This is a genomic window from Pseudomonas sp. GM102 (assembly GCF_000282555.1).
GTDB lineage: Bacteria > Pseudomonadota > Gammaproteobacteria > Pseudomonadales > Pseudomonadaceae > Aquipseudomonas.
The window spans coordinates 107367-128766 of record NZ_AKJB01000046.1 but is presented as its reverse complement, the minus strand read 5'-3'; the positions used below and the strand labels follow the sequence as shown (position 1 = coordinate 128766).

At 60.7% G+C, this 21400-nt stretch carries 21 protein-coding genes and 2 riboswitches; of the genes, 7 read left to right on the top strand and 14 right to left on the bottom strand.

Annotated features, from left to right (window positions below; translation table 11 throughout):
* Window positions 1–47: 47 nt before the first annotated feature.
* From PMI18_RS20340 to PMI18_RS20370, 7 genes are all read right to left on the bottom strand, one after another.
* Window positions 48–1265 (bottom strand): amino acid deaminase, encoded by a 1218-nt coding sequence (locus tag PMI18_RS20340; protein ID WP_007898269.1) that lies wholly within the window; start codon window positions 1263–1265, stop codon window positions 48–50.
* Between the two features lie 39 nt (window positions 1266–1304).
* Window positions 1305–2069 (bottom strand): IclR family transcriptional regulator, encoded by a 765-nt coding sequence (locus PMI18_RS20345; protein ID WP_007898267.1) that lies wholly within the window; start codon window positions 2067–2069, stop codon window positions 1305–1307.
* Window positions 2070–2210: 141 nt separating this feature from the next.
* On the bottom strand, window positions 2211–2600 hold the full coding sequence (locus tag PMI18_RS20350; protein WP_007898265.1) for a RidA family protein: 390 nt from the start codon (window positions 2598–2600) through the stop codon (window positions 2211–2213).
* A gap of 29 nt (window positions 2601–2629) precedes the next feature.
* A complete protein-coding gene (locus PMI18_RS20355) occupies window positions 2630–3421 on the bottom strand; it encodes an amino acid ABC transporter ATP-binding protein (RefSeq protein WP_007898263.1) in 792 nt (263 codons plus the stop codon).
* Window positions 3418–4080: an amino acid ABC transporter permease gene (locus tag PMI18_RS20360; RefSeq protein ID WP_007898262.1), complete on the bottom strand. Its 663-nt coding sequence runs from the start codon at window positions 4078–4080 to the stop codon at window positions 3418–3420. The genes PMI18_RS20355 and PMI18_RS20360 overlap by 4 nt, the downstream gene beginning before the upstream one ends.
* 9 nt (window positions 4081–4089) lie before the next feature.
* A complete protein-coding gene (locus PMI18_RS20365; RefSeq protein WP_007898260.1) occupies window positions 4090–4752 on the bottom strand; it encodes an amino acid ABC transporter permease in 663 nt (220 codons plus the stop codon).
* A gap of 52 nt (window positions 4753–4804) precedes the next feature.
* Window positions 4805–5653, bottom strand: a complete 849-nt coding sequence (locus PMI18_RS20370) for a transporter substrate-binding domain-containing protein (RefSeq protein ID WP_007898258.1) — start codon at window positions 5651–5653, stop codon at window positions 4805–4807.
* 411 nt (window positions 5654–6064) lie between these two features.
* Here PMI18_RS20370 and PMI18_RS20375 point away from each other — a divergent pair, with 411 nt between their 5' ends.
* Together PMI18_RS20375 and PMI18_RS20380 are read left to right on the top strand one after the other, a co-directional pair.
* The gene (locus PMI18_RS20375; RefSeq protein WP_007898256.1) at window positions 6065–6490 is read left to right on the top strand and encodes a hypothetical protein; all 426 of its coding nucleotides are present in this window, start codon (window positions 6065–6067) and stop codon (window positions 6488–6490) included.
* Window positions 6491–6575: 85 nt separating this feature from the next.
* Window positions 6576–7025 (top strand): thioredoxin family protein, encoded by a 450-nt coding sequence (locus tag PMI18_RS20380; RefSeq protein ID WP_007898253.1) that lies wholly within the window; start codon window positions 6576–6578, stop codon window positions 7023–7025.
* 80 nt (window positions 7026–7105) lie between these two features.
* Here PMI18_RS20380 and PMI18_RS20385 read toward each other — a convergent pair whose 3' ends face one another.
* Complete coding sequence (locus tag PMI18_RS20385; protein ID WP_007898250.1) at window positions 7106–7522, bottom strand: MerR family transcriptional regulator; 417 nt, start codon at window positions 7520–7522, stop codon at window positions 7106–7108.
* A gap of 77 nt (window positions 7523–7599) precedes the next feature.
* Here PMI18_RS20385 and PMI18_RS20390 point away from each other — a divergent pair, with 77 nt between their 5' ends.
* Complete coding sequence (locus PMI18_RS20390; RefSeq protein WP_007898248.1) at window positions 7600–8823, top strand: NADH:flavin oxidoreductase/NADH oxidase family protein; 1224 nt, start codon at window positions 7600–7602, stop codon at window positions 8821–8823.
* Between the two features lie 33 nt (window positions 8824–8856).
* Here PMI18_RS20390 and PMI18_RS20395 read toward each other — a convergent pair whose 3' ends face one another.
* From PMI18_RS20395 to cobW, 5 genes are all read right to left on the bottom strand, one after another.
* A complete protein-coding gene (locus PMI18_RS20395) occupies window positions 8857–10503 on the bottom strand; it encodes a phospholipase D-like domain-containing protein (protein ID WP_007898245.1) in 1647 nt (548 codons plus the stop codon).
* Between the two features lie 109 nt (window positions 10504–10612).
* Window positions 10613–11158: a vWA domain-containing protein gene (locus PMI18_RS20400; RefSeq protein ID WP_007898242.1), complete on the bottom strand. Its 546-nt coding sequence runs from the start codon at window positions 11156–11158 to the stop codon at window positions 10613–10615.
* A gap of 119 nt (window positions 11159–11277) precedes the next feature.
* Window positions 11278–12285: an ATP-binding protein gene (locus PMI18_RS20405; RefSeq protein WP_007898238.1), complete on the bottom strand. Its 1008-nt coding sequence runs from the start codon at window positions 12283–12285 to the stop codon at window positions 11278–11280.
* 182 nt (window positions 12286–12467) lie between these two features.
* On the bottom strand, window positions 12468–16391 hold the full coding sequence (gene cobN, locus PMI18_RS20410) for a cobaltochelatase subunit CobN (RefSeq protein ID WP_007898235.1): 3924 nt from the start codon (window positions 16389–16391) through the stop codon (window positions 12468–12470).
* A gap of 3 nt (window positions 16392–16394) precedes the next feature.
* The gene (gene cobW / locus PMI18_RS20415; protein WP_007898232.1) at window positions 16395–17456 is read right to left on the bottom strand and encodes a cobalamin biosynthesis protein CobW; all 1062 of its coding nucleotides are present in this window, start codon (window positions 17454–17456) and stop codon (window positions 16395–16397) included.
* Window positions 17457–17557: 101 nt separating this feature from the next.
* Window positions 17558–17771: riboswitch (cobalamin riboswitch) on the bottom strand.
* A gap of 261 nt (window positions 17772–18032) precedes the next feature.
* A riboswitch (cobalamin riboswitch) is annotated at window positions 18033–18260 on the top strand.
* Window positions 18261–18381: 121 nt separating this feature from the next.
* On the opposite strand from cobW, the gene PMI18_RS20420 reads away from it, so the two are divergent.
* The 4 genes from PMI18_RS20420 to cobM all read left to right on the top strand — a co-directional run bounded on the left by PMI18_RS20420 (window position 18382) and on the right by cobM (window position 20546).
* On the top strand, window positions 18382–18588 hold the full coding sequence (locus tag PMI18_RS20420) for a CbtB domain-containing protein (protein WP_007898228.1): 207 nt from the start codon (window positions 18382–18384) through the stop codon (window positions 18586–18588).
* A gap of 11 nt (window positions 18589–18599) precedes the next feature.
* Complete coding sequence (locus PMI18_RS20425; RefSeq protein ID WP_007898225.1) at window positions 18600–19307, top strand: CbtA family protein; 708 nt, start codon at window positions 18600–18602, stop codon at window positions 19305–19307.
* The gene (locus tag PMI18_RS20430; RefSeq protein ID WP_007898224.1) at window positions 19304–19717 is read left to right on the top strand and encodes a cobalamin biosynthesis protein; all 414 of its coding nucleotides are present in this window, start codon (window positions 19304–19306) and stop codon (window positions 19715–19717) included. The genes PMI18_RS20425 and PMI18_RS20430 overlap by 4 nt, the downstream gene beginning before the upstream one ends.
* A gap of 82 nt (window positions 19718–19799) precedes the next feature.
* Complete coding sequence (gene cobM / locus PMI18_RS20435; protein ID WP_007898223.1) at window positions 19800–20546, top strand: precorrin-4 C(11)-methyltransferase; 747 nt, start codon at window positions 19800–19802, stop codon at window positions 20544–20546.
* An 84-nt stretch (window positions 20547–20630) separates the two neighbouring features.
* Here the strand turns inward: cobM and nfuA are convergent, their stop codons facing one another.
* A complete protein-coding gene (gene nfuA, locus PMI18_RS20440) occupies window positions 20631–21215 on the bottom strand; it encodes a Fe-S biogenesis protein NfuA (RefSeq protein WP_007898222.1) in 585 nt (194 codons plus the stop codon).
* Window positions 21216–21400: the final 185 nt, after the last annotated feature.

Sequence of the window (21400 nt, the reverse complement as noted above, 5' to 3'; positions counted from 1 at the left end):
TGTAGGAGCGAGGCTTGCCCGCGAAGGCCGCACCTCGGTCTGGATCCTTAAAAACAGGTTTCCATGGTTTCGATGACATTCAGTTGCTCATCCACCAAACACCCGATGCGCCATTTGTCGAACGTCAGGCACGGGTGCGAAGTACCGAACGAAATGATATCGCCCACCCGCAACTCAACCCCCGGCGCCACGGTCATGAACGCGTGCTGGTCCATCACCGCCGTGACCTTGCAGGCACTCACATCCTCGCCGACCGCCGGCACCACACCGGCCTTATAACGCAGCAACGGAACCGGCAAACCGGCGTCATAGGCAACGTCGCGTTTGCCCAGGGCGATCACCGCAAAACCCGGCTCCGGCAACGACTGCACATGCGCCCAGACTTCCAGCGCCGGGCGCAGGCCTTCGTGCAGGTCGCTGCGGCGGTCGAGCACGCAGCATTGCGCTTCTTTGTAGATGCCATGGTCGTGAGCCACGTAGCTGCCAGGACGCAGCACGCTGAGGAAACGCCCGCCGGCGTTCTGCGCTTCGAAAGACTCGGCGATCAGGTCGTACCAGGCCGAACCCGACGCCGTGATGATCGGCTTGGGGATGGCGAACGCGCCGCTGTCCTGCAATTGCACCGCCAGGCGCACCAAAGAATCAGCGAACGCACGGATGCCGCTCACCGCGTGGTCGCCGTGAATCACCCCTTCGTAACCTTCGATCCCTGTCAGCGCCAGGGCCGGTTGTGCAGCAATGGCTTTGGCCAGCGCCAGCACTTCGGCTTCGGTGCGGCAACCGCAACGACCGCCGACCACGCCGTACTCGATCATCACGTTCAAGCGCACACCGCGCGAGGCGAAAAACGCGCCGAGGTCCACAACGTTATCCGGATGATCGACCATGCAATAGAAATCGAAGGTCGGGTCTGCCAACAGGTCGGCGATCAGCGCCATGTTCGGCGTGCCGACCAATTGGTTGGCCATCAGCACCCGATGCACGCCATGGGCGTATGCCGCGCGGGTTTGCGTGGCACTGGCCAGAGTAATGCCCCAGGCACCGGCGTCCAGTTGGCGGCGAAACAGTGCCGGGGTCATGCTGGTTTTGCCGTGGGGCGCCAGTTCCGCGCCGCTGTTGCTGACGAAGTCCTGCATCCAGCGAATGTTGTGTTCCAGCGCTTCGCGGTGCAGCACCAGCGCCGGCAGGCTGACGTCGCGTACCAGGTTGGCGCCAGTGTGGGCAAAGCCCTTTTCCACGGCGGCAGTATTTTTGGCGGAATACATGGTCGAACTCCTCACATTCGCGGCCGCAGGCAGCCGCTGTTATTCGTTGATACGCCGGGCCAGGCTGTTGGCGCTGTCGATCAGCACCCGACGATAGTCGTTGTAATTGTTCTTTGCATCGGCCCGTGGGGCGACGATGCACAGGGTTGCGATGGCCACGCCGTTCGGGTCTTTGACCGGGGCGGCGAAGCAATGGGTAAAGGTGTCAGCGACGCTATCGAAGGAAAAGAACCCATCGATACCGGCCTGGCGGATTTCCTCGAGAAACCGCTCCAGCGGCAGGTGTTCACCGCCGGGCAAAATGAAGTCGTCGGGGTCGATCAAATCGACGATCTCTTGATCGCTCAGGTGCGCCAGCAGCAAGCGTCCGGATGCGGTCCAGGGGATCGGCGCGTTCTCGCCGATGTCCGAGGAAATGCGGAAATGCCGCTCGCCCTCTTTCATCAACGCCACGGTGTATTTGCGCCCGTTGAGCAGGCACATCTGCGCGGTTTCACGGGTCTGGCTGACGATCTCTTGCAAGGCATGATCGGCCTCGCGGGCCAAGTCGAAATGGCGCAAATGCGCCTGCCCGAGGAAGTACAGCTGACGACCGAGGTAAACGTGACCGTCCTTGCCCACAGGTTCCAGAATCCGCCGTTCCAACAAGGACGCAACCAGTTCGTAGACCGTGGATTTCGGGCTGCCGATGCCGCTGGCGATTTCATTCGGGCGCAAGGGCTGGCCGATTTCCTTGAGGAAATCGAGAATGTCGAACGCCCGGTCCAGACCGCGAGCCCGGCGCTTGATGGTGTATTCGGTCATGTTTCAGGTTCCCATTAAAGTGCCGGGAGTTTACCCAGAGTGCAGTGGCGACTGTTAGGCCGCCTTCGCGGGCAAGCCTCGCTCCTACAGGATCGCATCGTTTGTAGGAGCGAGGCTTGCCCGCGAAGAATTCACCGCGGTTCAGGCCTTTTTCTTGTACGCGATGCAATCAATCTCGACCTTGCAATCGACCATCATGTTCGCCTGCACGCAGGCCCGGGCCGGGGCGTGTTCGCTTTTGAAGTACTCGGAGAACACCTTGTTGAAACTCCAGAAATCCCGCGGGTCTTCCAGCCACACGCCGGTACGGACCACGTCTTCGAGCCCGTAACCGGCCTCCTCCAGAATCGCGATCAGGTTTTTCATGGTCTGGTGAGTCTGCTCGACAATGCCGCCCACAATGATTTCACCATCCAGCGCCGGCACCTGGCCAGACACGTGCAGCCAGCCATCGGCTTCGACGGCGCGGGCGAAAGGACGGGGCTGGCCGCCACCGGCCGTACTACCGGTGCCGTAACGAGTAATGCTCATGAGTGTTTCTCCTGATTGAAAAGTAAATGCTAAAAACGGGTGTTCTTGAGAAATTCCGCCAGACGCGGTGACTGCGGGCGTTCGAACAGTTCCTTGGGCGGCCCCTGCTCTTCGATCCGCCCCTGATTCATGAACACGATCTTGTCCGAGACCTCGAAGGCAAAGCGCATTTCGTGGGTTACCAGCAGCATGGTCATGCCGTCTTCGGCCAAGCCCTTGATCACGTTCAGCACTTCGCCCACCAGCTCCGGGTCGAGGGCCGAGGTGACTTCATCGAACAGCATCAGACTCGGGTTCATCGCAATCGCCCGGGCAATCGCCACGCGCTGTTGTTGGCCGCCAGACAACTGGCCGGGGTAATGATCGCGACGCTCCAGCAACCCAACCCGCTCCAGCCATTTTTCCGCCAGCGCCACGGCTTCATCCTTGTGCAGCTTTTTGACCTTGAGCAAGCCGAGGGTGACGTTCTGCAACGCGGTGAGGTGCGGGAACAGGTTGAATTGCTGAAACGCCATACCGGTCATGGCGCGATGGCGGGCGATGACTTTTTCCGCGTGACGCACGCGCTTGCCGTTGACCTCGTGATAACCGATGGATTCGCCATCGAGCAGAATCTGCCCGCCCTGGAACTCTTCGAGCATGTTCACGCAGCGCAGCAGCGTGGTCTTGCCCGAACCGCTGGAGCCGATCAGCGTGACCACGTTGCCGCGCTGCATAGTCAGGTCGACGCCCTTGAGCACTTCGAGCTGGCCGTATTGTTTGTGCAGGCCGCGGATGTCCAGCAGCGCTTGATTCTGTGTCGAAACTTGAGCTTGTGTCATGGCAAAGCCACCCGCTTTTCAATGTGCCGGCCGAGTAATTCGATGGCGTAGTTGATGACGAAAAACAGCAATCCGGCGAACAGGTAAAACTCCAGGGTCATGAACGTCCGGGCGATGATCTGTTGGGTGCTGAGCAGCAATTCGGCGACGCCGATCACCGACAACAGCGTCGAGGCCTTGACGATCTCGGTGGACGAGTTGACCCAGGTCGGCAAGATCTGCCGCAACGCCTGGGGCAACAACACGTAGCCCAGCGCCTGGTAAAACGTCAGGCCGATGGCCTTGCTCGCTTCCATCTGGCCACTGGGCAGCGCTTGCAATGCACCGCGCACAATTTCGGCAACGTGGGAGCCGCAAAACAGCGTCAGCCCAAGGGTACCGGCGCCGAATGCGCTGATTTGCCAGCCCAATGCCGGCGCCATGTAGAAGCAGGCCAGCACCAATACAAACACCGGCGTGCCGCGAATGATGTCGACGTAAAAACGGAACGGTGCGCGCATCCAGAACGTGCCGTAGGTGAGCACCAGACCGGCAACGATGCCGACCAGCGTGCCCAGTAAAATCGCCAGCGCCGAGCACTGCACACTGGTCAGAAAGCCTTGCCAAAGGACTTCCCGCGCCACCCATAACTCATGCAACCAACTGGGGGATTCGTACATGGGGGCCTCCTATCGGCGAATCGCCAGACGCTGCTCGAGGTAACGCAGCATCATGGCAATGAGGTAACAGGCCGCAACATAGAGCGCTGTGGTCACCAGCCAGGTTTCAATCACCCGGTAGCTCTCGACATTGATCTTGCGCGCGTAATAGGTCAGCTCCGGCACGGCAATCGCCGCCGCCAACGAGGTGTCCTTGAACAGCGAAATGAAGTTGTTCGACAGGGCCGGCAGCACATTGCGCAGCATCACCGGCACGGTGATGTACGCCTTGACCTGCCACTCACCGAGCCCGATGGCCAGGCCGGCTTCACGTAGCCCCTTGGGAATGCTTAACAACCCGCCGCGGAACACTTCGGTCAGGTACGCCCCGGCATACAGCGACAGGGTGATGATGAACGACGGGATCTTGTCCAGCCGAACCCCTAAGCTCGGCAACGCGAAGTAGATCAACAGGATCAACACCAGGATCGGCGTATTACGGATCACCGTCACATACACCGACGCCAACACCCGCAACGGGCGGTGCTTTGACAGCAAAGCAAACGCCATCAGCAGGCCGATCACACAGCCGATGGCGATCGACACCAGCGCCAGCTCAAGGCCCAGACCCAGCCCCGCCAGCAAAGTGTCGAAATCGCGCCAGACGGCGGCAAAATTCAACTGATAGTTCATGGTCAGCGGTACCTTGAGCGGGGCGATTTAACACCGCCCCGCTCTCACGGGATCATTTGAATTCGACGGGGAAACCGATGGTTGGGGTCGGCAGGTCTACACCGAACCACTGCTTGAAGGACGCCGCATACGTCGGGAACTCAACACCGGTCATGCCTTCATGCAGCACGGTGTTAACGAAGTTCAACCAGTCCTGATCGCCGCGCTTGACTGCACAGGAGTAGGTTTGCGGGCTCCAGGCATAGGCCGGGCTGCGATAGCGACCAGGGTTCTGCACCATCAGGTATTTCACCGACGACTGATCGGTGGCCGCCGCGTCGGCACGGCCGGAGTTCACCGCCTGATACATCAAATCCACGCTGTCGTACTGATCGACCTTGGCCTTGGGCAATGCCTGATGCACCAGCTCCTCGGCGTACACGTTCTGCAGCACCGCCACGATAACGCCATCGCCAGCGGCCTTCAGGTCGTCGATTTCCTTGTACTTGCTGTTGGCCGGCAACAACAGGCCGACGCCTTCGCGGTAATACGGCAGGGTGAACGCCACTTGCTGGGCGCGGCTGGCGGTCACGGTGATGAACTGGCAACTCATGTCGACCTTGTCGGTCAGCAGATTGGGAATCCGCGCATCGGACGACTGCACCACGAACTCGACCTTGCTCGGGTCGTTGAACAACCCTTTGGCCACCATCCGCGCGATATCGATATCGAATCCCTGCAACTTGCCATCCGCGCCCTGGAAGTGCCACGGCGCATTGGTACTGCCCGTGCCCACGATCAATTTCCCACGGGCCAGCACGCTGTCGAGCTTACTGTCTGCTGCCTGGGCGACACCCACGACAGCAGCCGAAGCCGCGAACAGAAAAACACACGCTTTAAACAAAGAAGGTCGGCGATGCATGGCAAGCACTCCAGAGTTGTGTTTATTCCGCTATACCGGAACATAGTATGTAACAACGGAATAGACAGCAGAAAGTGTGCCACAGGATGGATAGAAAATCCTGAGGATGTGGAAAGGCTCATTAATTCAAGCGGATATGAAAAACACCCAGAACCTTGGCTCGCCATCAACAACCGGTGGAGGCGCTACGGTGGGCAACAGCGGTGGGTAGCAAGGCCACATTTGAGTGCGTGCTACTCAAAAAAAGCACACACAGCAACTTTGCTCACGAGCCAACCGTCTATCGGATTCATAAGCCGAACTGTCAGATCTGACAGTTGTTGCTCATTTAACTAAAGCGCTAAATCTCTTCACGGTATGACAACGCCGTAGTGAACAACATGGTGATAGCCCACGTACAGGAGTTTCCAAATGTCTCAACAATCCGAAAAAGATAATTTTAATCTATTGCTCAACGGTAACTTCTTGGCAGGAGGTGCGAACTGGACAGCAAACTCGCCAGAGAAAGTCGAGTTTGTAAACGGCCACTGTGGTTTACAGCTTGAAGCTGAGATTACTCAGAGCGTCGCCGTCAACGGGGCGGGCGACTTCGAGTTTGCCGTACGTATGAAAACGAACCGCGGCTTCGCGTGTCGAGCAACACTGGTGATGCTGCCGTCGAAAGTAACCAAACTTCTCAACACTGGCGGCGGTAGTCCCTGGCTCAGGGAAGCAGTGACTTTCAAAGCACCTGCGGACACCACTGAAATGAAAGTTACGTTGCTCTCCGACGATGGAACAAGGGGCGAATTCGGGTCCTATTTCGATTATGTATCGCTCGTACCCGTTTCAAGCTGAGTTGTAGTAACAAGGGCTGGTTATCCGACCAGCCCGAATTCAGGACCGGCAAAGCATTGTGTGTTTGTTGAAAAAGGAGATTTCAATGAGCTCGATGATTAACCCATCAACGCTGGCTCCGGCCTATCGCAAGGCCCTGAAAACCTGGCGCCCGGTGATCCTGTATTTCGGCAATAAAAACTGTTACGCCTGCGAAATGGCCGAGCCGGTTTTCCGTACGATCGCCGAGCAGTATAAGGATCATGCGCAGGTCTACATGCTGAGTACGAGCGAGTCCCCCAGGCATCCGGAAGTCACCGGCACCCCCACGGTATTGTTCTACAAGGAGGGGAAATTGCTGAAGAAGCTCAAGGGGATTGGAACCCGGGAAACCCTGGAAGAGAATTTCAAAAAGCACATCGGCAAGCTCAGGCCCAAACAGGTTGCCCGCAAACCCCGCCACGACTTACCGTGGTTGCAGAAAACCCTTCGATCGTTATACACCGCGCCTCGGGCGCGGGAGCTGTTGAATGTGCGTTTGATGAGTAACCTGTAGGAGCGAGGCTTGCCCGCGAAGAATGCACCGCGGTTTTTCAGGCGTTACGCGTCATCGTTTTTCGCGGGCAAGCCTCGCTCCTACAGGTTCTGCGAATGCTTGAGCGACGCCAGCACCCGCTCGGCATTCGCACCGCACCCCATGCCCTCGGGTCGCGCCTGGATACTCTCGATCACCTCCAGTAACTGCGCCTTGCTCTGGGCCAGGTGCAGTTGCATCGCTTCGATCTGGTCGACCTTGCGCCCAAGGCTCGCCACCAGTTCGTCATGATTGACCTCGCCCGTCGTGGCATCCGGTAGCAGCAGCTTCAGCTCTTCAAGGGTGAAACCGGCCTGCTGGGCGCACTGGATGATTTTCAGGGTTTGCAACACTTGCGGCGGATAACGCCGATAGCCGTTGGCCTGCCGCTCGACCTGACGGATCAGGCCCTGGGCTTCATAAAAACGAATGCGCGAGGCGTTCAACCCGCTCTGCTGCGCCAATTCACCAATTTTCATCACGGCCTCGTTTGCACGCTTGACATTAAAGTTAACTTTAAGCTTAGCCTCTACGCTTCACTGATGAGGAGTCAAGCATGTCGCCCTTCCAAGCGTTGAATTTGCCCAACGGCCAGACCATCGGCAATCGCATCGCCAAAGCCGCGATGGAAGAGAACCTCGCCGATACCGGGCAGGCACCTTCCGGCGAGTTGTTTCGGCTGTATCAAGCCTGGGCCGACGGCGAAGCCGGGTTGTTGCTGAGCGGCAACGTGATGATCGACCGCCGCGCCATGACCGGCCCCGGTGGCGTGGTGCTGGAAGACGAGCGAGACCTGGAACGTTTTCGTCAGTGGGCAACCATCGGTCGGGCCGGTGGCGCGCAGTTCTGGGTGCAACTCAATCATCCCGGCCGCCAGACCATGGCCAACCTCGGCCAGCAAGCCTGGGCACCTTCGGCGGTGGCGCTGGATCTGGGCGGGTTTTCGAAGATGTTTGCCGAACCCAAACCCATGAGCGAGAACGACATCGCAGAGGTCATTCAACGCTTTGCCACTAGCGCCGCCCTGGCGGAAAAGGCCGGTTTCACCGGGGTACAGATTCACGCCGCGCACGGGTATCTGATCAGCCAGTTTCTCTCGCCATTGACCAATCGCCGCACCGACCGCTGGGGCGGTTCTCTGGAAAATCGCGCGCGCCTGCTGCTGGAAGTGCTCAGCGCTGTTCGCAAGTGCGTATCGCCGCAGTTTTGCGTGGCGGTGAAGCTCAACTCCGCGGACTTCCAGCGCGGCGGTTTCGACGCCGACGATGCCCGGCAAGTGATCCAGTGGCTCAACGACCAGCAAATCGATCTGCTGGAGCTCTCTGGCGGTAGCTACGAAGCCCCGGCCATGCAAGGCGAGGCTCGCGACGGTCGGACCCTGGCACGAGAAGCGTACTTTCTGGAAATGGCCGGTGAACTGGCCAGTGTGGCGAGCATGCCGGTGATGGTGACCGGCGGAATACGGCGGCTCGCAATCGTCGAACAAGTGCTCGACAGCGGCATCGCCATGGCCGGCATCGGCACGGCCATGGCCATCGAACCGAACCTGGTCAAACGCTGGCGTGAAGGCCAGAACAGTCACCCACAGTTGCCGCCGATTCGCTGGAAACGTAAACCTTTGGCGGCGCTGGCGAACATGGCCGTGGTGAAATTCCAGCTTCATCGATTGAGCCGCGGGCGCAAGCCTAGACCGCAAGTCTCGGCGGTATGGGCATTGATCCTCGACCAGTTGTACATCGCCCGCCGTACCCGTCAGTACCGCCAGGCGATGGGTAAATAACCGACCTGCTACAAAGGGCGCGCGCAAGTGTGTTTATCGCCCGGCAAAGCGCAACCGCGACAACATGCGCAGATCGCCTTCGCGGTAATAATCATCGGTCCAGCTGTCATCCGGCGCCAACGGCCGGACCTGTTTGAGTTGCAGTTTTTTTGCGAAGTAGCGGAACCGGTAATGCTCGTAAAAGCGCAGCAGTTCCAGCCCGTAACGATCGGCCAGGTCGGTGTCGCCACGGATGATCAGGTAGTTCTCATCATTGCCGTTACTGGCCGCCTCACTCAGGTTGTGGCTGCCACTGATGATCGTCGGTGCGTCGGTGGTGAAGTCGACGACGATGGCTTTGGTGTGCACCAGCAGTCTGCCCTTCTGGCCTTTCATGTTTTCCTTGAGCCAGCCTTCCAGGCCGGTATTGAGCAGCGCGGTGGCGGCAAATTGAGCGGTGCGGTCAGCGTGGAAACCGGTGATGCTGCTGACGGTGTTTTGCAGGCCGTAACGCAAGATGTCGTCGTGGGGCAGGCCGAGCAACGCGTTGAGCACTTCGTCCGGCAAGGCAAACGCGGTGACAAACAGCAGGTCTTTTTTGGCGGCGTTGATGATCTCGACGAACTCACGCAAGTCGCCCTGGCCCGAGCGCGGTGAGAAGCCGGCGAACAGCGCCTGCTCCGGCTGCATCGGATTGTGTTCCGTGAGCCATTCCCGTGTGGCGCCGACATCCGTCGGGTCGGCCCAGACCTGCTCGAAGGTTTGCAGATAACTGGCGCCGATCCGAGCGTCATCCAGCACATGCACGACGTTGGCCTGACGATAAACACCGTTGGGCGTGAAGTTGGTGCTGCCACAGAGCACCGCTTCGGGTTGATGCTGCCCCGCTGCGTCGAGCCGGCTCAGGACCATGAACTTGTTGTGGAAGATGTTGTGAGTGACTCGCCCGCGCTTGTTCGCCGCCGGGATTTTTTCCAGGCTGGCTTCGTTCATCGCCGTGGTGTCTTCGTCGGGTTGGGCGTGGTACAGGACCCGAACCTTTACGCCGCGCTCGAAAGCGGCGTTCACCGCATTGACGATCACCTTCAGCTGGTATTCATAGATCGCGATGTCCAGCGCCCACCGGCCATCCTCGGCCCGTTCGATAAACCCCAGCAAGCGTGCGAGCAGACCATTCTCCAGCCATTGCCGTGGAGCGTCGGGCCATTCTTCGATGGGCAGTTTCTTGTTGGCGCTGAGCTGCGCATCGAGGTCGGCGAATTTGCGCTGGAAGGCCTGACTCGCGGCCACCGCCCGGTTGAAGATGACATTCTGGCCCGCTGGAAGGCCATTGTCGGTGGTGAGCGTCACTTCCAGAAACTCACCCAGCTGCGGCGCATCGGCGGTGCCGTAGGCCAGGTGAACCCGATAATGGATCGTCACGCCCGGATTGACCGCGTAATCGGCCCAGCGAAATTTCTGCAACGGTGCGGCATCACTGGGGGTGGCGTGAAACTGGGGGAACGTATGAGCCTTGCCGGGGAAGGTCAGGCTGTTGAACAGAAACAGCCAGGGTTTGCTGCCTTGCTGTTTTTCGATGGCGAAACCCAGCAGGCCTTTGCGACGGGGTTCGGCCACGTCGATGGCCAGCAGCACACCGTTGGTGCCAGCGTAGGCTTTGACGCGAAAATCGTCCTGATCGTTGCGGGCTAGAACGCGCATGGGTCACTCCTGTGATTGGCTTGCTTACAGAGCATAGGGCAGCGATGCGGATTAACCGCAATTATCCGATTTCGAGGTGATCCCTTCGCGAGCACTATCAACACCAAACTCAACCTGAAATCAGCTCATCGATATGTCGATAATCAACCTGCAGCTGTGCTGCCAACACCTTGGCCCGGCCAAGATGAATCGGCCCGCGCTCAATGTCGATCAGCAGCCCCGGACACTCCAGCGCCGGCAACGTTGACCATTCCTTCAGCCGTCCATCCGTCACCAGCAACAGCCTCTGCTGTTCAGCCGGAAAACGCTTCTGCCGAGCCGCCAACCAGCGCCCCGCCTCGCCCAACGCCGCCAGCATCGGCGTACCGCCACCAGCCCCGAGCCCGTCGAGCCAATCGCGCAAGCCCGCGGAGGCTTTCAACCCTTGCACCTGCCACTTCGGCACATAACCACTGGCGGTCAGCAACGCCAGCCGCGCGCGCTGCCGATAGGCATCGTCGAACAGTTGCGCCAACAAGCCCTTGGCATCGCTCAACGCTTGATAACGTCGGGTCGAGGCCGAGGCGTCGACGATCACCAGCCATAATTCATGAGGGCTGCGGGTGCGCAGATGAAACAGCACATCGTCGCGTTGACGCGGTCGGCCATTGAGCAAGGTGCCGGGCCAATTGATCGATCCGCTACGGGCTGCGTGACGCTTGCCCTGTTTACCGTGATCCAGCCGTCCTGCGCGGGGTCTGGCATTCGCCCCCGCGTCCGATCGAGGGCGAATGCCTAGGGCTTTTTTGGCCAGCTCGGCACTTCACGTCGTGCGCCGACCGGCAGCGCCTGGGCGGGCATTTCGCCCCACTGGCCCTGACCTTCGCTCGGGTTGGGGTTCTGATTGGAGGGCGGCTGCGCTGCGGGTGATTGGTGCGGCGCCGGTGGCGAGTGTTCGCGACGACGATGGCGCAAGGCAAACTCGGCGACCGCGTCGATATCTTCTTCGCCAATAGCATTCGCTCCGCGCCAGGCTGCATGAGCCCGAGCTGCACGTAGCCAGACCAGATCGGCTCGCAGGCCATCGACGCCAGCAGCAAAGCAGCGCTCAGTGATCTGCGCCAGCGCGGCATCGTCGAGGGGAATGCTCGCCAGTGCCGAGCGGGCCTTTTGGCAACGCTCGCGCAGTGCGTGTTGCTGGCTTTCCCATTCGGCGCAGAACCCTTGCGGGTCGCTGTCGAAATCCAGTCGACGACGGATGATCTGACCGCGCTCGGCGGGTGCGGTGTGGCCACTGAGGGCGACGTTCAGACCAAAGCGGTCGAGCAATTGCGGACGCAGCTCGCCCTCTTCAGGGTTCATGGTACCGATCAGCACAAACTTCGCCGAATGCCGATGGGAAATCCCGTCGCGCTCGATCAGGTTGGTACCGCTGGCGGCCACGTCGAGCAGCAAGTCCACGAGGTGATCGGGCAGCAGATTGACTTCATCGACATACAACACGCCGCCGTCGGCCTTGGCCAGTACGCCGGGGGAAAACTGTGCGCGACCTTCGCTCAAGGCCGCGTCGAGATCGAGGGTGCCCACCAACCGTTCTTCGGTGGCGCCCAGGGGCAAGGTGACGAATTGACCGCTGGCCAACAGGTCCGCCAGGCCTCTGGCCAGGGTCGATTTGGCCATGCCGCGCGGGCCTTCGATCAGTACGCCACCGATTTTTGGATCGATGGCGGTCAGGTACAGCGCGAGCTTCAAGTCATCGGCGCCGACCACGGCGGAGAGCGGGAAATGGGGGGTGTCTGTCATTATTAAATCTCGGTCATGGTCGGTGATAACTCTGTGGCGAGGGAGCTTGCTCCCGCTCGGCTGCGTAGCAGTCGTAAACCTGAAAATGCGGTGTGCCTGACAGAACCTGGTTTTAGTTTTGGGGCTGCTGCGCAGCCCCGCGGGAGCAAGCTCCCTCGCCACAGGTGTCCTTTGCTCGCCAGCTAACTGTCTTCTTCTATATCCAGCAACAAATTCTCCAGCGCCTCGCGGTACTTGCCCGGCTCTTTCCACATCCCCCGCTGCTGCGCCTCGAGCATGCGCTCGGTCATGTCGCGCAAGGCATGGGGGTTATGTTCGCGGACAAACTCCCGGGTCGCCGGATCGAGCAAATAGGCGTCCGCCAGCAACGCATATTGGTGATCGTCGATCAACTGCGTGGTGGCATCGAACGCAAACAGGTTATCGACCGTCGCCGCCAGTTCAAACGCGCCTTTATAGCCATGGCGCTTGACCCCGTCGATCCATTTCGGATTGGCCGCACGGGAACGGATCACCCGGTTCAGCTCTTCCTTCAAGGTGCGAATCTTCGGCAAATCCGGCTGACTGTGGTCGCCGTGATAGCTGGCTGCTACTTCACCGCTAAGGCTTTCGACGGCCGCCAGCATGCCACCCTGGAACTGGTAATAGTCGTTGGAATCGAGCAAGTCGTGCTCGCGGTTGTCCTGGTTTTGCAGCACTGCCTGCACCTGGCTCAGACGCTGGGCGAACTGGTCACGGGCGACGGTCCCGTCATCGGAACCGCCATAAGCGTAGCCGCCCCAGTTCAGGTAAACCTCAGCCAGGTCCTCGCGGCTTTGCCACAGACGACCATCGATGGCGCCCTGCACGCCTGCTCCGTAAGCACCCGGTTTGGCCCCGAAGATGCGCCAGCCGGCTTGCCGCCGCGCAGCGTCTTCATCCAGACCGGATTCCAGCAACGCTTGCCGCTCGGCGCGGACCTTGGCCGCCAACGGGTTGAGATCATCCGGCTCATCCAGTGCGGCGACCGCTTGCACGGCGGCGTCGAACAGCCGGATCAGGTTGGCAAAGGCATCGCGGAAAAATCCGGAGACGCGCAAGGTCACGTCCACCCGTGGACGGTCCAGCAAACTCAACGGCAGAATCTCGAAATCGTCGACCCGCTGGCTGCCCGTCGCCCACACCGGTCGCACGCCCATCAGCGCCATGGCCTGGGCGATGTCATCGCCGCCGGTGCGCATGGTCGCGGTGCCCCAGACCGACAGGCCGAGCTGACGCAGGTGATCGCCGTGGTCCTGCAAGTGCCGCTCAAGAATCAGGTTCGCAGACTGGAAGCCGATGCGCCACGCGGTGGTGGTCGGCAGGTTGCGCACATCCACCGAATAGAAGTTGCGCCCGGTGGGCAGCACGTCCAGACGGCCGCGACTGGGTGCGCCGCTCGGCCCGGCCGGGACGAATCGACCGTTGAGGGCGTCCAGCAGGCCGCGCATTTCCGCTGGACCGCAGGCGTCCAGGCGTGGGGCAACGACTTCGCGCAGGCTGTCGATGATCGCACTTACTTCCGACCAATCACCCTCCTGTGGGAGCGGGCCTTTGTGGCGAGGGAGCTTGCTCCCGTTGGACTGCGCAGCAGTCCCATTTTTTGGGGCCGCTTCGCGACCCAACGGGAGCAAGCTCCCTCGCCACAGTGGCTCGCTCCCACCGGGGCCGGGCATGGCTTGAGGATGGTTCAGTAGCTCGGCCTCGGGACTCAAAGTCTGTTCAATCACCTGCGCGGCGAACAGCTCCAGACGTTCACGGGTATCGCCCGCCGTACGCCACAGTTCATCGCTGACCGACAGCAATGCCTCCGGTCGAGGTCCGCTCCAGGGCTCGGCCAAAACGCAATCCAGCGGATCGAAACCCAACGCAAACGCCTTGGCCAGCGCCCGCAGCAAGCTCGATTGCGCCCCACGACCGTCGCCGCGGGGAATACGCAGCAAGGCCAACAAGGTGTCGATGCGCAATCGCCCGGTCGGCGACTCGCCAAACACGTGCAGGCCATCGCGGATCTGCGACTCCTTCAAGTCGCACAGGTACGTGTCCAGGCGCGGCAACCAGATCGCCGCATCGGCATCGCTGTCGAGTTTCTCGTCCAGTTGCAGTTCACGGTCGATGTGCGTGTCGCGCACCAGTTGCAGAATGTCACGCTGCAGTTCCCGGGCGCGGCGCGGATCGAGCAATTGCGCTTCGTAATATTCGTCGGCCAGCAGCTCAAGATTGCGCAGCGGGCCGTAGGTTTCGGCGCGGGTCAGCGGCGGCATCAGGTGATCGATGATCACCGCTTGAGTGCGGCGCTTGGCCTGGGCACCCTCGCCCGGGTCGTTGACGATGAACGGATAGATGTTCGGCAGCGGCCCGAGCAACGCATCCGGCCAGCAGTTTTCCGACAACCCGACGCCCTTGCCCGGCAGCCATTCGAGGTTGCCGTGCTTGCCCACATGGATCACGCCGTGAGCGCCGTAGGTGTTGCGCAACCAGAAGTAGAACGCCAGATAGCCGTGGGGCGGCACCAGGTCCGGGTCGTGATAGACCGCGCTCGGGTCAACCTGATAACCCCGGGCCGGTTGAATGCCGACGAAGGTCAGGCCGAAACGCAAGCCGGCGATCATCATTCGCCCGCCACGGAACATCGGATCGTTTTCGGCCGAGCCCCAACGCTCCAGTACCGCCTGACGGTTGGCGTCGGGCAGCGCGTTGAACATCAGGTTGTAGTCGTCCAGCGCGAGGCTTTGATGACAGGGACGCTGGTCGAGGGTGTCGAGGTCATTGCTGACGCCGCCGAGCAATTGCTGGATCAGCGCGGTGCCGCTGTCCGGCAACTCGGCCGGCAGCGGATAACCTTCGGCGTGCAGGGCACGGAGGATGTTCAATGCCGCAGCCGGAGTATCAAGGCCAACGCCGTTGCCGATGCGCCCATCGCGAGTCGGGTAGTTGGCGAGGATCAGGGCGATGCGTTTTTCGCCGTTGGGCACTCGCGCCAGATCGATCCAGCGCCGCGCCAGTTCTGCAACAAAATCCATGCGCTCAGGTTGCGGCCGGTAGCAGACTACGTCGGACTGACTGCGCTCGCTGCGCCAGGCCAGATCCTTGAAACTGATCGGCCGACTGATGATCCGCCCGTCCAGCTCCGGCAGTGCGATGTGCATCGCCAGGTCGCGGGGACCGAGGCCTTGTTCGCTGGCACGCCAACCGGGTTCATTGTCCTGGGCACAGATCGCCTGGATCACCGGAATATTGCGGCGAAACGGTCGAAGATGCGGCGCTTCGGGGCTGGATTGGGCGAAACCGGTGGTGTTGAGAATCACCCCCGCCTCGACTTCATCCAGCAAATCCTCGACCACCGTCAGGCAGCCGGGCTCTTTCAAACTGGCCAGCGCGATCGGCAACGGGTTCAACCCCGCCGCTTGCAAACGCTGGCAGAAAATATCGATGAAACCGGTATTCGCCGCCTGCAAATGCGAGCGGTAAAACAGCACCGCCGCCACCGGCTGATCAGCTTGCCAGTCGGCTTGCCAATCGCTCAATTCAGCGGGGCTTTTGTGCGGGTGGTAAATCGCGGTGCGTGGCAGGGTTTGCGGCTCGGACCATGAGTAGTCGCGATCCAGCCAGCGATTGGCGAGGCAGCGAAACAGGTCGAGTGCGTTGGCCATGCCGCCCTGACGCAGGAAGTGCCAGAGCCGGTCGCGGTCTTGCGCGGTTACGGTGCTCAGGTCACTGAGCTCCGGGTCCGGGCGATCATCCCCCGGCACCAGAATCAGCTGCACGCCGCGCTCGGACAATTCCACCAGACGCTCGATGCCGTAACGCCAATAGGCGATGCCGCCGTGCAGCGAGATCAGAATCACCTTGGCGTGGCGCAGCACTTCGTCGACGTAGAGATCGACCGAGGCGTGATTCTGCACCTGCATCGGGTTGGCCAGGCGTACGCTCGGGTAATCGTCGGGCACCTGCTGCGCCGCTTCGGCAAGCAACGCCAGGCTGGAATCGCCGCTGCACAGGATCACCAGCTCGGCGGGAGTTTGTCCAAGGTCGGCAATGTTGTCATCCGACACGAAACCGCCGGGCTGGGTCCTGAGCAGGTGCATGGTTTAAACGCTGAGCGCAGCGCGCAATTGCGCTTCGAGCGCAGCGGCATCCAGATCCTGACCGATCAACACCAGACGGGTGGTGCGCGCTTCTTCAGCGCCCCACTGACGGTCGAAGTGCTTGTCGAAACGCGTGCCCACGCCCTGGATCAGCAGGCGCATCGGCTTGTTCGGCACCGCCGCAAAACCTTTGACTCGAAGGATGCCGTGCTGGACCACCAATTGAGTCAGCGCGTCCATCAGCAGGCTTTCGTCGGCTTGTGGCAGCTCGATCGAGATGGAATCGAACGCGTCGTGGTCGTGGTCGTCCTCGCCTTCATGGTGATGATCGTGATGGCTATGGCGGCTGTCGATGTGTTCTTCAGAACCGGCGCCGAGGCCGATCAGCACGTCCAGTGGCAGACGACCGCTGCTGGCTTCGATGACTTTCACCGCTGGCGGCAGTTCTTCGGCGACTTCCAGGCGCACACGGGCCAGGTCTTCAGCGCTGATCAGGTCAGCCTTGTTGAGGATCACCAGGTCGGCGCTGGCCAGTTGGTCGGCGAACAGCTCGTGCAGCGGCGATTCGTGGTCCAGGTTCGGGTCGAGTTTGCGCTGGGCATCGACCTGATCCGGGAACGCAGCGAAGGTGCCAGCAGCGACGGCCGGGCTGTCGACCACGGTGATCACCGCGTCAACCGTGCAGGCGCTGCGGATTTCCGGCCATTGGAAGGCTTGAACCAAAGGTTTTGGCAGGGCCAGGCCCGACGTTTCGATGAGGATGTGGTCGAGGTCGCCGCGACGCGCGACCAGTTCGCGCATCACCGGGAAGAATTCTTCCTGAACCGTGCAGCATAGGCAGCCGTTGGCCAGTTCGTAGACGCGACCATTGGCTTCTTCTTCGGTGCAGCCGATGGAGCACTGCTTGAGGATTTCGCCGTCGATGCCCAGCTCGCCGAACTCGTTGACGATCACCGCGATACGACGGCCCTGGGCGTTGTCGAGCATGTGGCGCAGCAAGGTGGTTTTGCCCGAGCCGAGGAAGCCGGTAACGATGGTGACGGGGAGTTTGGCCAGTGTTTTCATCGGATGCCCTTTGGCAAGGTGGCGGGCATACGGGACGACAATCGCTGCGGCAAGTGCACGCGCGCAAGAGTTCCGCCACCGGATCACCCCGCCCGGTTGTAGTGAGAATCTGTATCGAGGCAGGTCTCCTGGCTGACGGTGTGCCAATCGTTCGACTGGCGTTTGCTGCGCCTTCCCGCGAACCTGATGGACCTGGGTTTGCAGTGGCGTGGCAGCGAACATCACCGTTCACAGTTGCGGGGGCAGCCGCGGCATCAACCGCGTTCCCTTCTTAGCTTCGGCAAATGCCGAAGAACCTCGAAAGCGCAAGGCTACGCATCGTGTGGGGGCGGGTCAATGTCCGTGCAGAGATCTGTGGTGACTCACAGGACGCCTTCGCGGGCAAGCCTCGCTCCTACAGGAATAGTGTCGATGATGATCGTTCCCACGCTCTGCGTGGGAATGCCTCAACGGACGCTCCGCGTTCGGCTGTGAAAGGGACGCGGAGCGTCCCGGGCTGCATTCCCACGCAGAGTGGGAACGATCAACTCAAACGAGAACCCATGCCAATTGACGCCCAACCCCCGCCCATGCTCTCCTACACGCCTTGTTACGGGTGCCCTTCACAGGGTGAAACGGGAAACCGGTGAATCATGTGCTTTACTCTAAAGCCATGTCAGTCCGGTGCTGCCCCCGCAACGGTAAGCGAGTGAAGCGTCAGAGCCACTGTGCCCGTCATACGGCATGGGAAGGTGATGCTTGCAGGTTTGGGCGCAAGCCCTGCCCCTCGCGAGCCCGGAGACCGGCCCGCAACACAAAGTGACTCTTACGTTCACTGAATAACAAACCCGCGGTGGGCGGGCGCTGTTCGAAATCTCTGCGTGCTCCGACGTGCGGAGGTTTTCATGCGCTCTATTCACCCGCTGACAGACCAGAGGGAAGCGCCATGTCGATCATCAGCAGCACCGGCAGCAACACCGATAAAAAGAGCACGATCAGCACCACTTCAACCCTGAGCCAACGCCTGACCGCCGCTTTTTGTGCGTCGATCCTTGGCGCCAGCCTTGTGTATTTCGCCGGTTTCTCGCACATCGAAGCGGTACACAACGCCGCGCACGATACCCGTCACAGCGCCGCATTCCCGTGCCATTGAGACCTGCTGACATGATCAAGCGTATTGCGCAAACCGCAGGTTTCACCGGGCTGCTGGCCGCCCTGCTGCTGACCCTGCTGCAAAGCTTCTGGGTGGCCCCGCTGATTTTGCAGGCCGAGACCTACGAAAAATCCGAGCCTGCCACTGTCGAAATTCACGAGCACGCCGCGGGCGCTGTCACCGCTCATACCCACGATGCCGAAGCCTGGGAGCCGGAAGATGGCTGGCAGCGCGTGCTGTCAACCACCGGCGGCAATCTGGTGGTAGCGGTCGGTTTCGCCCTGATGCTCGCAGGCCTCTACACCTTGCGCGCTCCACGCCGTACCTCTCAGGGCCTGCTCTGGGGTCTGGCCGGTTACGCGACGTTCGTGCTGGCGCCAACCCTCGGCCTGCCACCTGAACTGCCGGGCACTGCCGCGGCGGATCTGGCGCAACGGCAGATCTGGTGGATTGGTACTGCCGCCTCCACCGCTGTCGGCATCGCGCTGATCGTGTTCAGCCGCCACTGGCTGATGAAGATCCTCGGCGTGGCGATTCTGGCCGTGCCTCATGTGATTGGCGCGCCACAACCGGAAGTGCACTCCATGCTGGCTCCAGAAGCCCTGGAAGCGCAGTTCAAAATCGCTTCGCAGCTGACCAACATGGCGTTCTGGCTGGCCCTGGGCCTGATCAGCGCCTGGTTGTTCCGCCGCAAAAGCGATGGCCAATACTGCGCATGACTGACGTCAGCGCAGCGCCGACCCTGGTGGTCGGCCTGGGCTGCCAACGCGGCTGCCCCGTCAGCACGCTGCGGGCGCTGCTTGATCAGGCGTTACAGGCCCATCAAATCGAGCTTCGTGAGATCAAGGCCTTGGCCAGTATCGACCTGAAGCGCGAAGAACCCGCCCTGATCGAACTGGCCGAACAGCTGGCCTTGCCGTTGATGTATTTCAGCAGCGAACAGTTGGCCGGTTATGAACCGCAACTCAGCCACCACTCGGACATCGCGTTCGAACGCACAGGCTGTTACGGCGTAGCGGAAAGTGCCGCGTTGGCACTGGCCGAACAATTGGCTCAGGCACCGGCAAAGTTGCTGATTCCACGACAAAAATACGCCCAGGCCACCCTGGCATTGGCCAGCGCCGCGTAAAATCCCCGATAATCCCCGCCTTCGATCATGAGCAATCTTCATCTGAAGCGTGCCCATACCCTTTTTCTGACAGGAAACGACGATGACCGTCTACTTCATTGGCGCAGGCCCCGGCGACCCGGAACTGATCACCGTCAAAGGCCAACGGCTGATTCGTAGCTGCCCGGTCATTATCTATGCCGGCTCCCTGGTCCCGGCCGCTGTACTGGACGGCCACTGCGCCGAACAGGTAGTCAACAGCGCCGAATTGCACCTGGAACAGATCATCGAGCTGATCAAGAGCGCCCATGCCAACGGCCAGGACGTGGCCCGGGTGCATTCCGGCGATCCGAGCCTGTATGGCGCGATTGGCGAGCAGATTCGCTATTTGCGTGAACTCGACATTCCTTTCGAAATCATTCCCGGCGTCACCGCCACCGCCGCCTGCGCGGCGCTTTTGGGTGCTGAACTGACCTTGCCGGACGTGTCACAGAGCGTGATTCTGACCCGCTACGCCGACAAGACCGCGATGCCGGCCGGCGAAGAGCTGGGCAGTCTGGCGCAGCACGGGGCGACCATGGCGATCCACCTCGGGGTCAATCATCTGGAGAAGATCCTTGCCCAATTGCTACCGCACTACGGCGCCGACTGTCCGATCGCGGTGATTCATCGGGCGACCTGGCCGGATCAGGATTGGGTGGTGGGGACGTTGGCGGATATTGCCGGGAAGGTTCAAGCCAAGGGATTCCGCCGCACGGCGCTGATTCTGGTGGGTCGGGTGTTGGGCAGCGATCACTTCAGTGAATCGTCGTTGTATCGCGCGGGGCATGCGCACCTCTACAGACCCTGAGATGATCGTTCCCACGCTCTGCGTGGGAACGATCAAAAAAAACGGTGCTCACGGGCACCGTTTTTTTATATCGCAGCGAACACCTTAGTAGTAGGCGTTTTCTTTCTGCGTGTGGTCGGTCACGTCACGAACGCCCTTGAGCTCAGGAATACGCTCGAGCAAGGTGCGCTCGATGCCTTCGCGCAGGGTGACGTCTGCCTGGCCGCAGCCCTGGCAACCGCCGCCGAATTTCAGCACGGCAATGCCGTCTTCGACCACATCGATCAGGCTGACCTGACCGCCGTGGCTGGCCAGCCCCGGGTTGATTTCGGTTTGCAGGTAGTAGTTGATGCGCTCGTTGACCGGACTGTCGGCGTTGACCATCGGTACTTTGGCGTTTGGCGCCTTGATGGTCAGTTGGCCGCCCATGCGGTCGGTGGCGTAGTCGACTACCGCATCGTCCAGAAATGCTTCGCTGAACGAGTCGATGTAGGCGGTAAAGCTTTTGAGCCCCAGCGCCGTGTCTTCAGGTTTTTCTTCGCCCGGCTTGCAGTAGGCAATGCAGGTTTCGGCGTACTGGGTGCCAGGCTGGGTGATAAAGACGCGGATACCGATACCCGGGGTGTTCTGCTTGGAAAGCAGATCAGCCAGGTAATCGTGGGCGGCGTCGGTAATGGTAATAGCGGTCATGGAAACTCCTCGCAGGCTTGGACGCAGTTTACGCCAATCATCGCGCCGGACAAAGTCCTAGTATTTTTGTCGGGAAAGTGTGCCTGTCGATGAACATCTGATCACCGTCGCCCCCTGTAGGAGCGAAGCTTGCTCGCGAAAGCGGTCTGACATTCAGCATAGATGTCGACTGTTAAACCGCTTTC

Excerpts from the sequence above, each read along its gene's own strand:
- PMI18_RS20340 (WP_007898269.1), bottom strand. The coding sequence starts at position 1,265 with ATGTATTCCGCCAAAAATACTGCCGCCGTGGAAAAGGGCTTTGCCCAC.
- PMI18_RS20345 (WP_007898267.1), bottom strand. The coding sequence starts at position 2,069 with ATGACCGAATACACCATCAAGCGCCGGGCTCGCGGTCTGGACCGGGCG.
- PMI18_RS20350 (WP_007898265.1), bottom strand. The coding sequence starts at position 2,600 with ATGAGCATTACTCGTTACGGCACCGGTAGTACGGCCGGTGGCGGCCAG.
- PMI18_RS20355 (WP_007898263.1), bottom strand. The coding sequence starts at position 3,421 with ATGACACAAGCTCAAGTTTCGACACAGAATCAAGCGCTGCTGGACATC.
- PMI18_RS20360 (WP_007898262.1), bottom strand. The coding sequence starts at position 4,080 with ATGTACGAATCCCCCAGTTGGTTGCATGAGTTATGGGTGGCGCGGGAA.
- PMI18_RS20365 (WP_007898260.1), bottom strand. The coding sequence starts at position 4,752 with ATGAACTATCAGTTGAATTTTGCCGCCGTCTGGCGCGATTTCGACACT.
- PMI18_RS20370 (WP_007898258.1), bottom strand. The coding sequence starts at position 5,653 with ATGCATCGCCGACCTTCTTTGTTTAAAGCGTGTGTTTTTCTGTTCGCG.
- PMI18_RS20375 (WP_007898256.1), top strand. The coding sequence starts at position 6,065 with ATGTCTCAACAATCCGAAAAAGATAATTTTAATCTATTGCTCAACGGT.
- PMI18_RS20380 (WP_007898253.1), top strand. The coding sequence starts at position 6,576 with ATGAGCTCGATGATTAACCCATCAACGCTGGCTCCGGCCTATCGCAAG.
- PMI18_RS20385 (WP_007898250.1), bottom strand. The coding sequence starts at position 7,522 with ATGAAAATTGGTGAATTGGCGCAGCAGAGCGGGTTGAACGCCTCGCGC.
- PMI18_RS20390 (WP_007898248.1), top strand. The coding sequence starts at position 7,600 with ATGTCGCCCTTCCAAGCGTTGAATTTGCCCAACGGCCAGACCATCGGC.
- PMI18_RS20395 (WP_007898245.1), bottom strand. The coding sequence starts at position 10,503 with ATGCGCGTTCTAGCCCGCAACGATCAGGACGATTTTCGCGTCAAAGCC.
- PMI18_RS20405 (WP_007898238.1), bottom strand. The coding sequence starts at position 12,285 with ATGACAGACACCCCCCATTTCCCGCTCTCCGCCGTGGTCGGCGCCGAT.
- cobN (WP_007898235.1), bottom strand. The coding sequence starts at position 16,391 with ATGCACCTGCTCAGGACCCAGCCCGGCGGTTTCGTGTCGGATGACAAC.
- cobW (WP_007898232.1), bottom strand. The coding sequence starts at position 17,456 with ATGAAAACACTGGCCAAACTCCCCGTCACCATCGTTACCGGCTTCCTC.
- PMI18_RS20420 (WP_007898228.1), top strand. The coding sequence starts at position 18,382 with ATGTCGATCATCAGCAGCACCGGCAGCAACACCGATAAAAAGAGCACG.
- PMI18_RS20425 (WP_007898225.1), top strand. The coding sequence starts at position 18,600 with ATGATCAAGCGTATTGCGCAAACCGCAGGTTTCACCGGGCTGCTGGCC.
- PMI18_RS20430 (WP_007898224.1), top strand. The coding sequence starts at position 19,304 with ATGACTGACGTCAGCGCAGCGCCGACCCTGGTGGTCGGCCTGGGCTGC.
- cobM (WP_007898223.1), top strand. The coding sequence starts at position 19,800 with ATGACCGTCTACTTCATTGGCGCAGGCCCCGGCGACCCGGAACTGATC.
- nfuA (WP_007898222.1), bottom strand. The coding sequence starts at position 21,215 with ATGACCGCTATTACCATTACCGACGCCGCCCACGATTACCTGGCTGAT.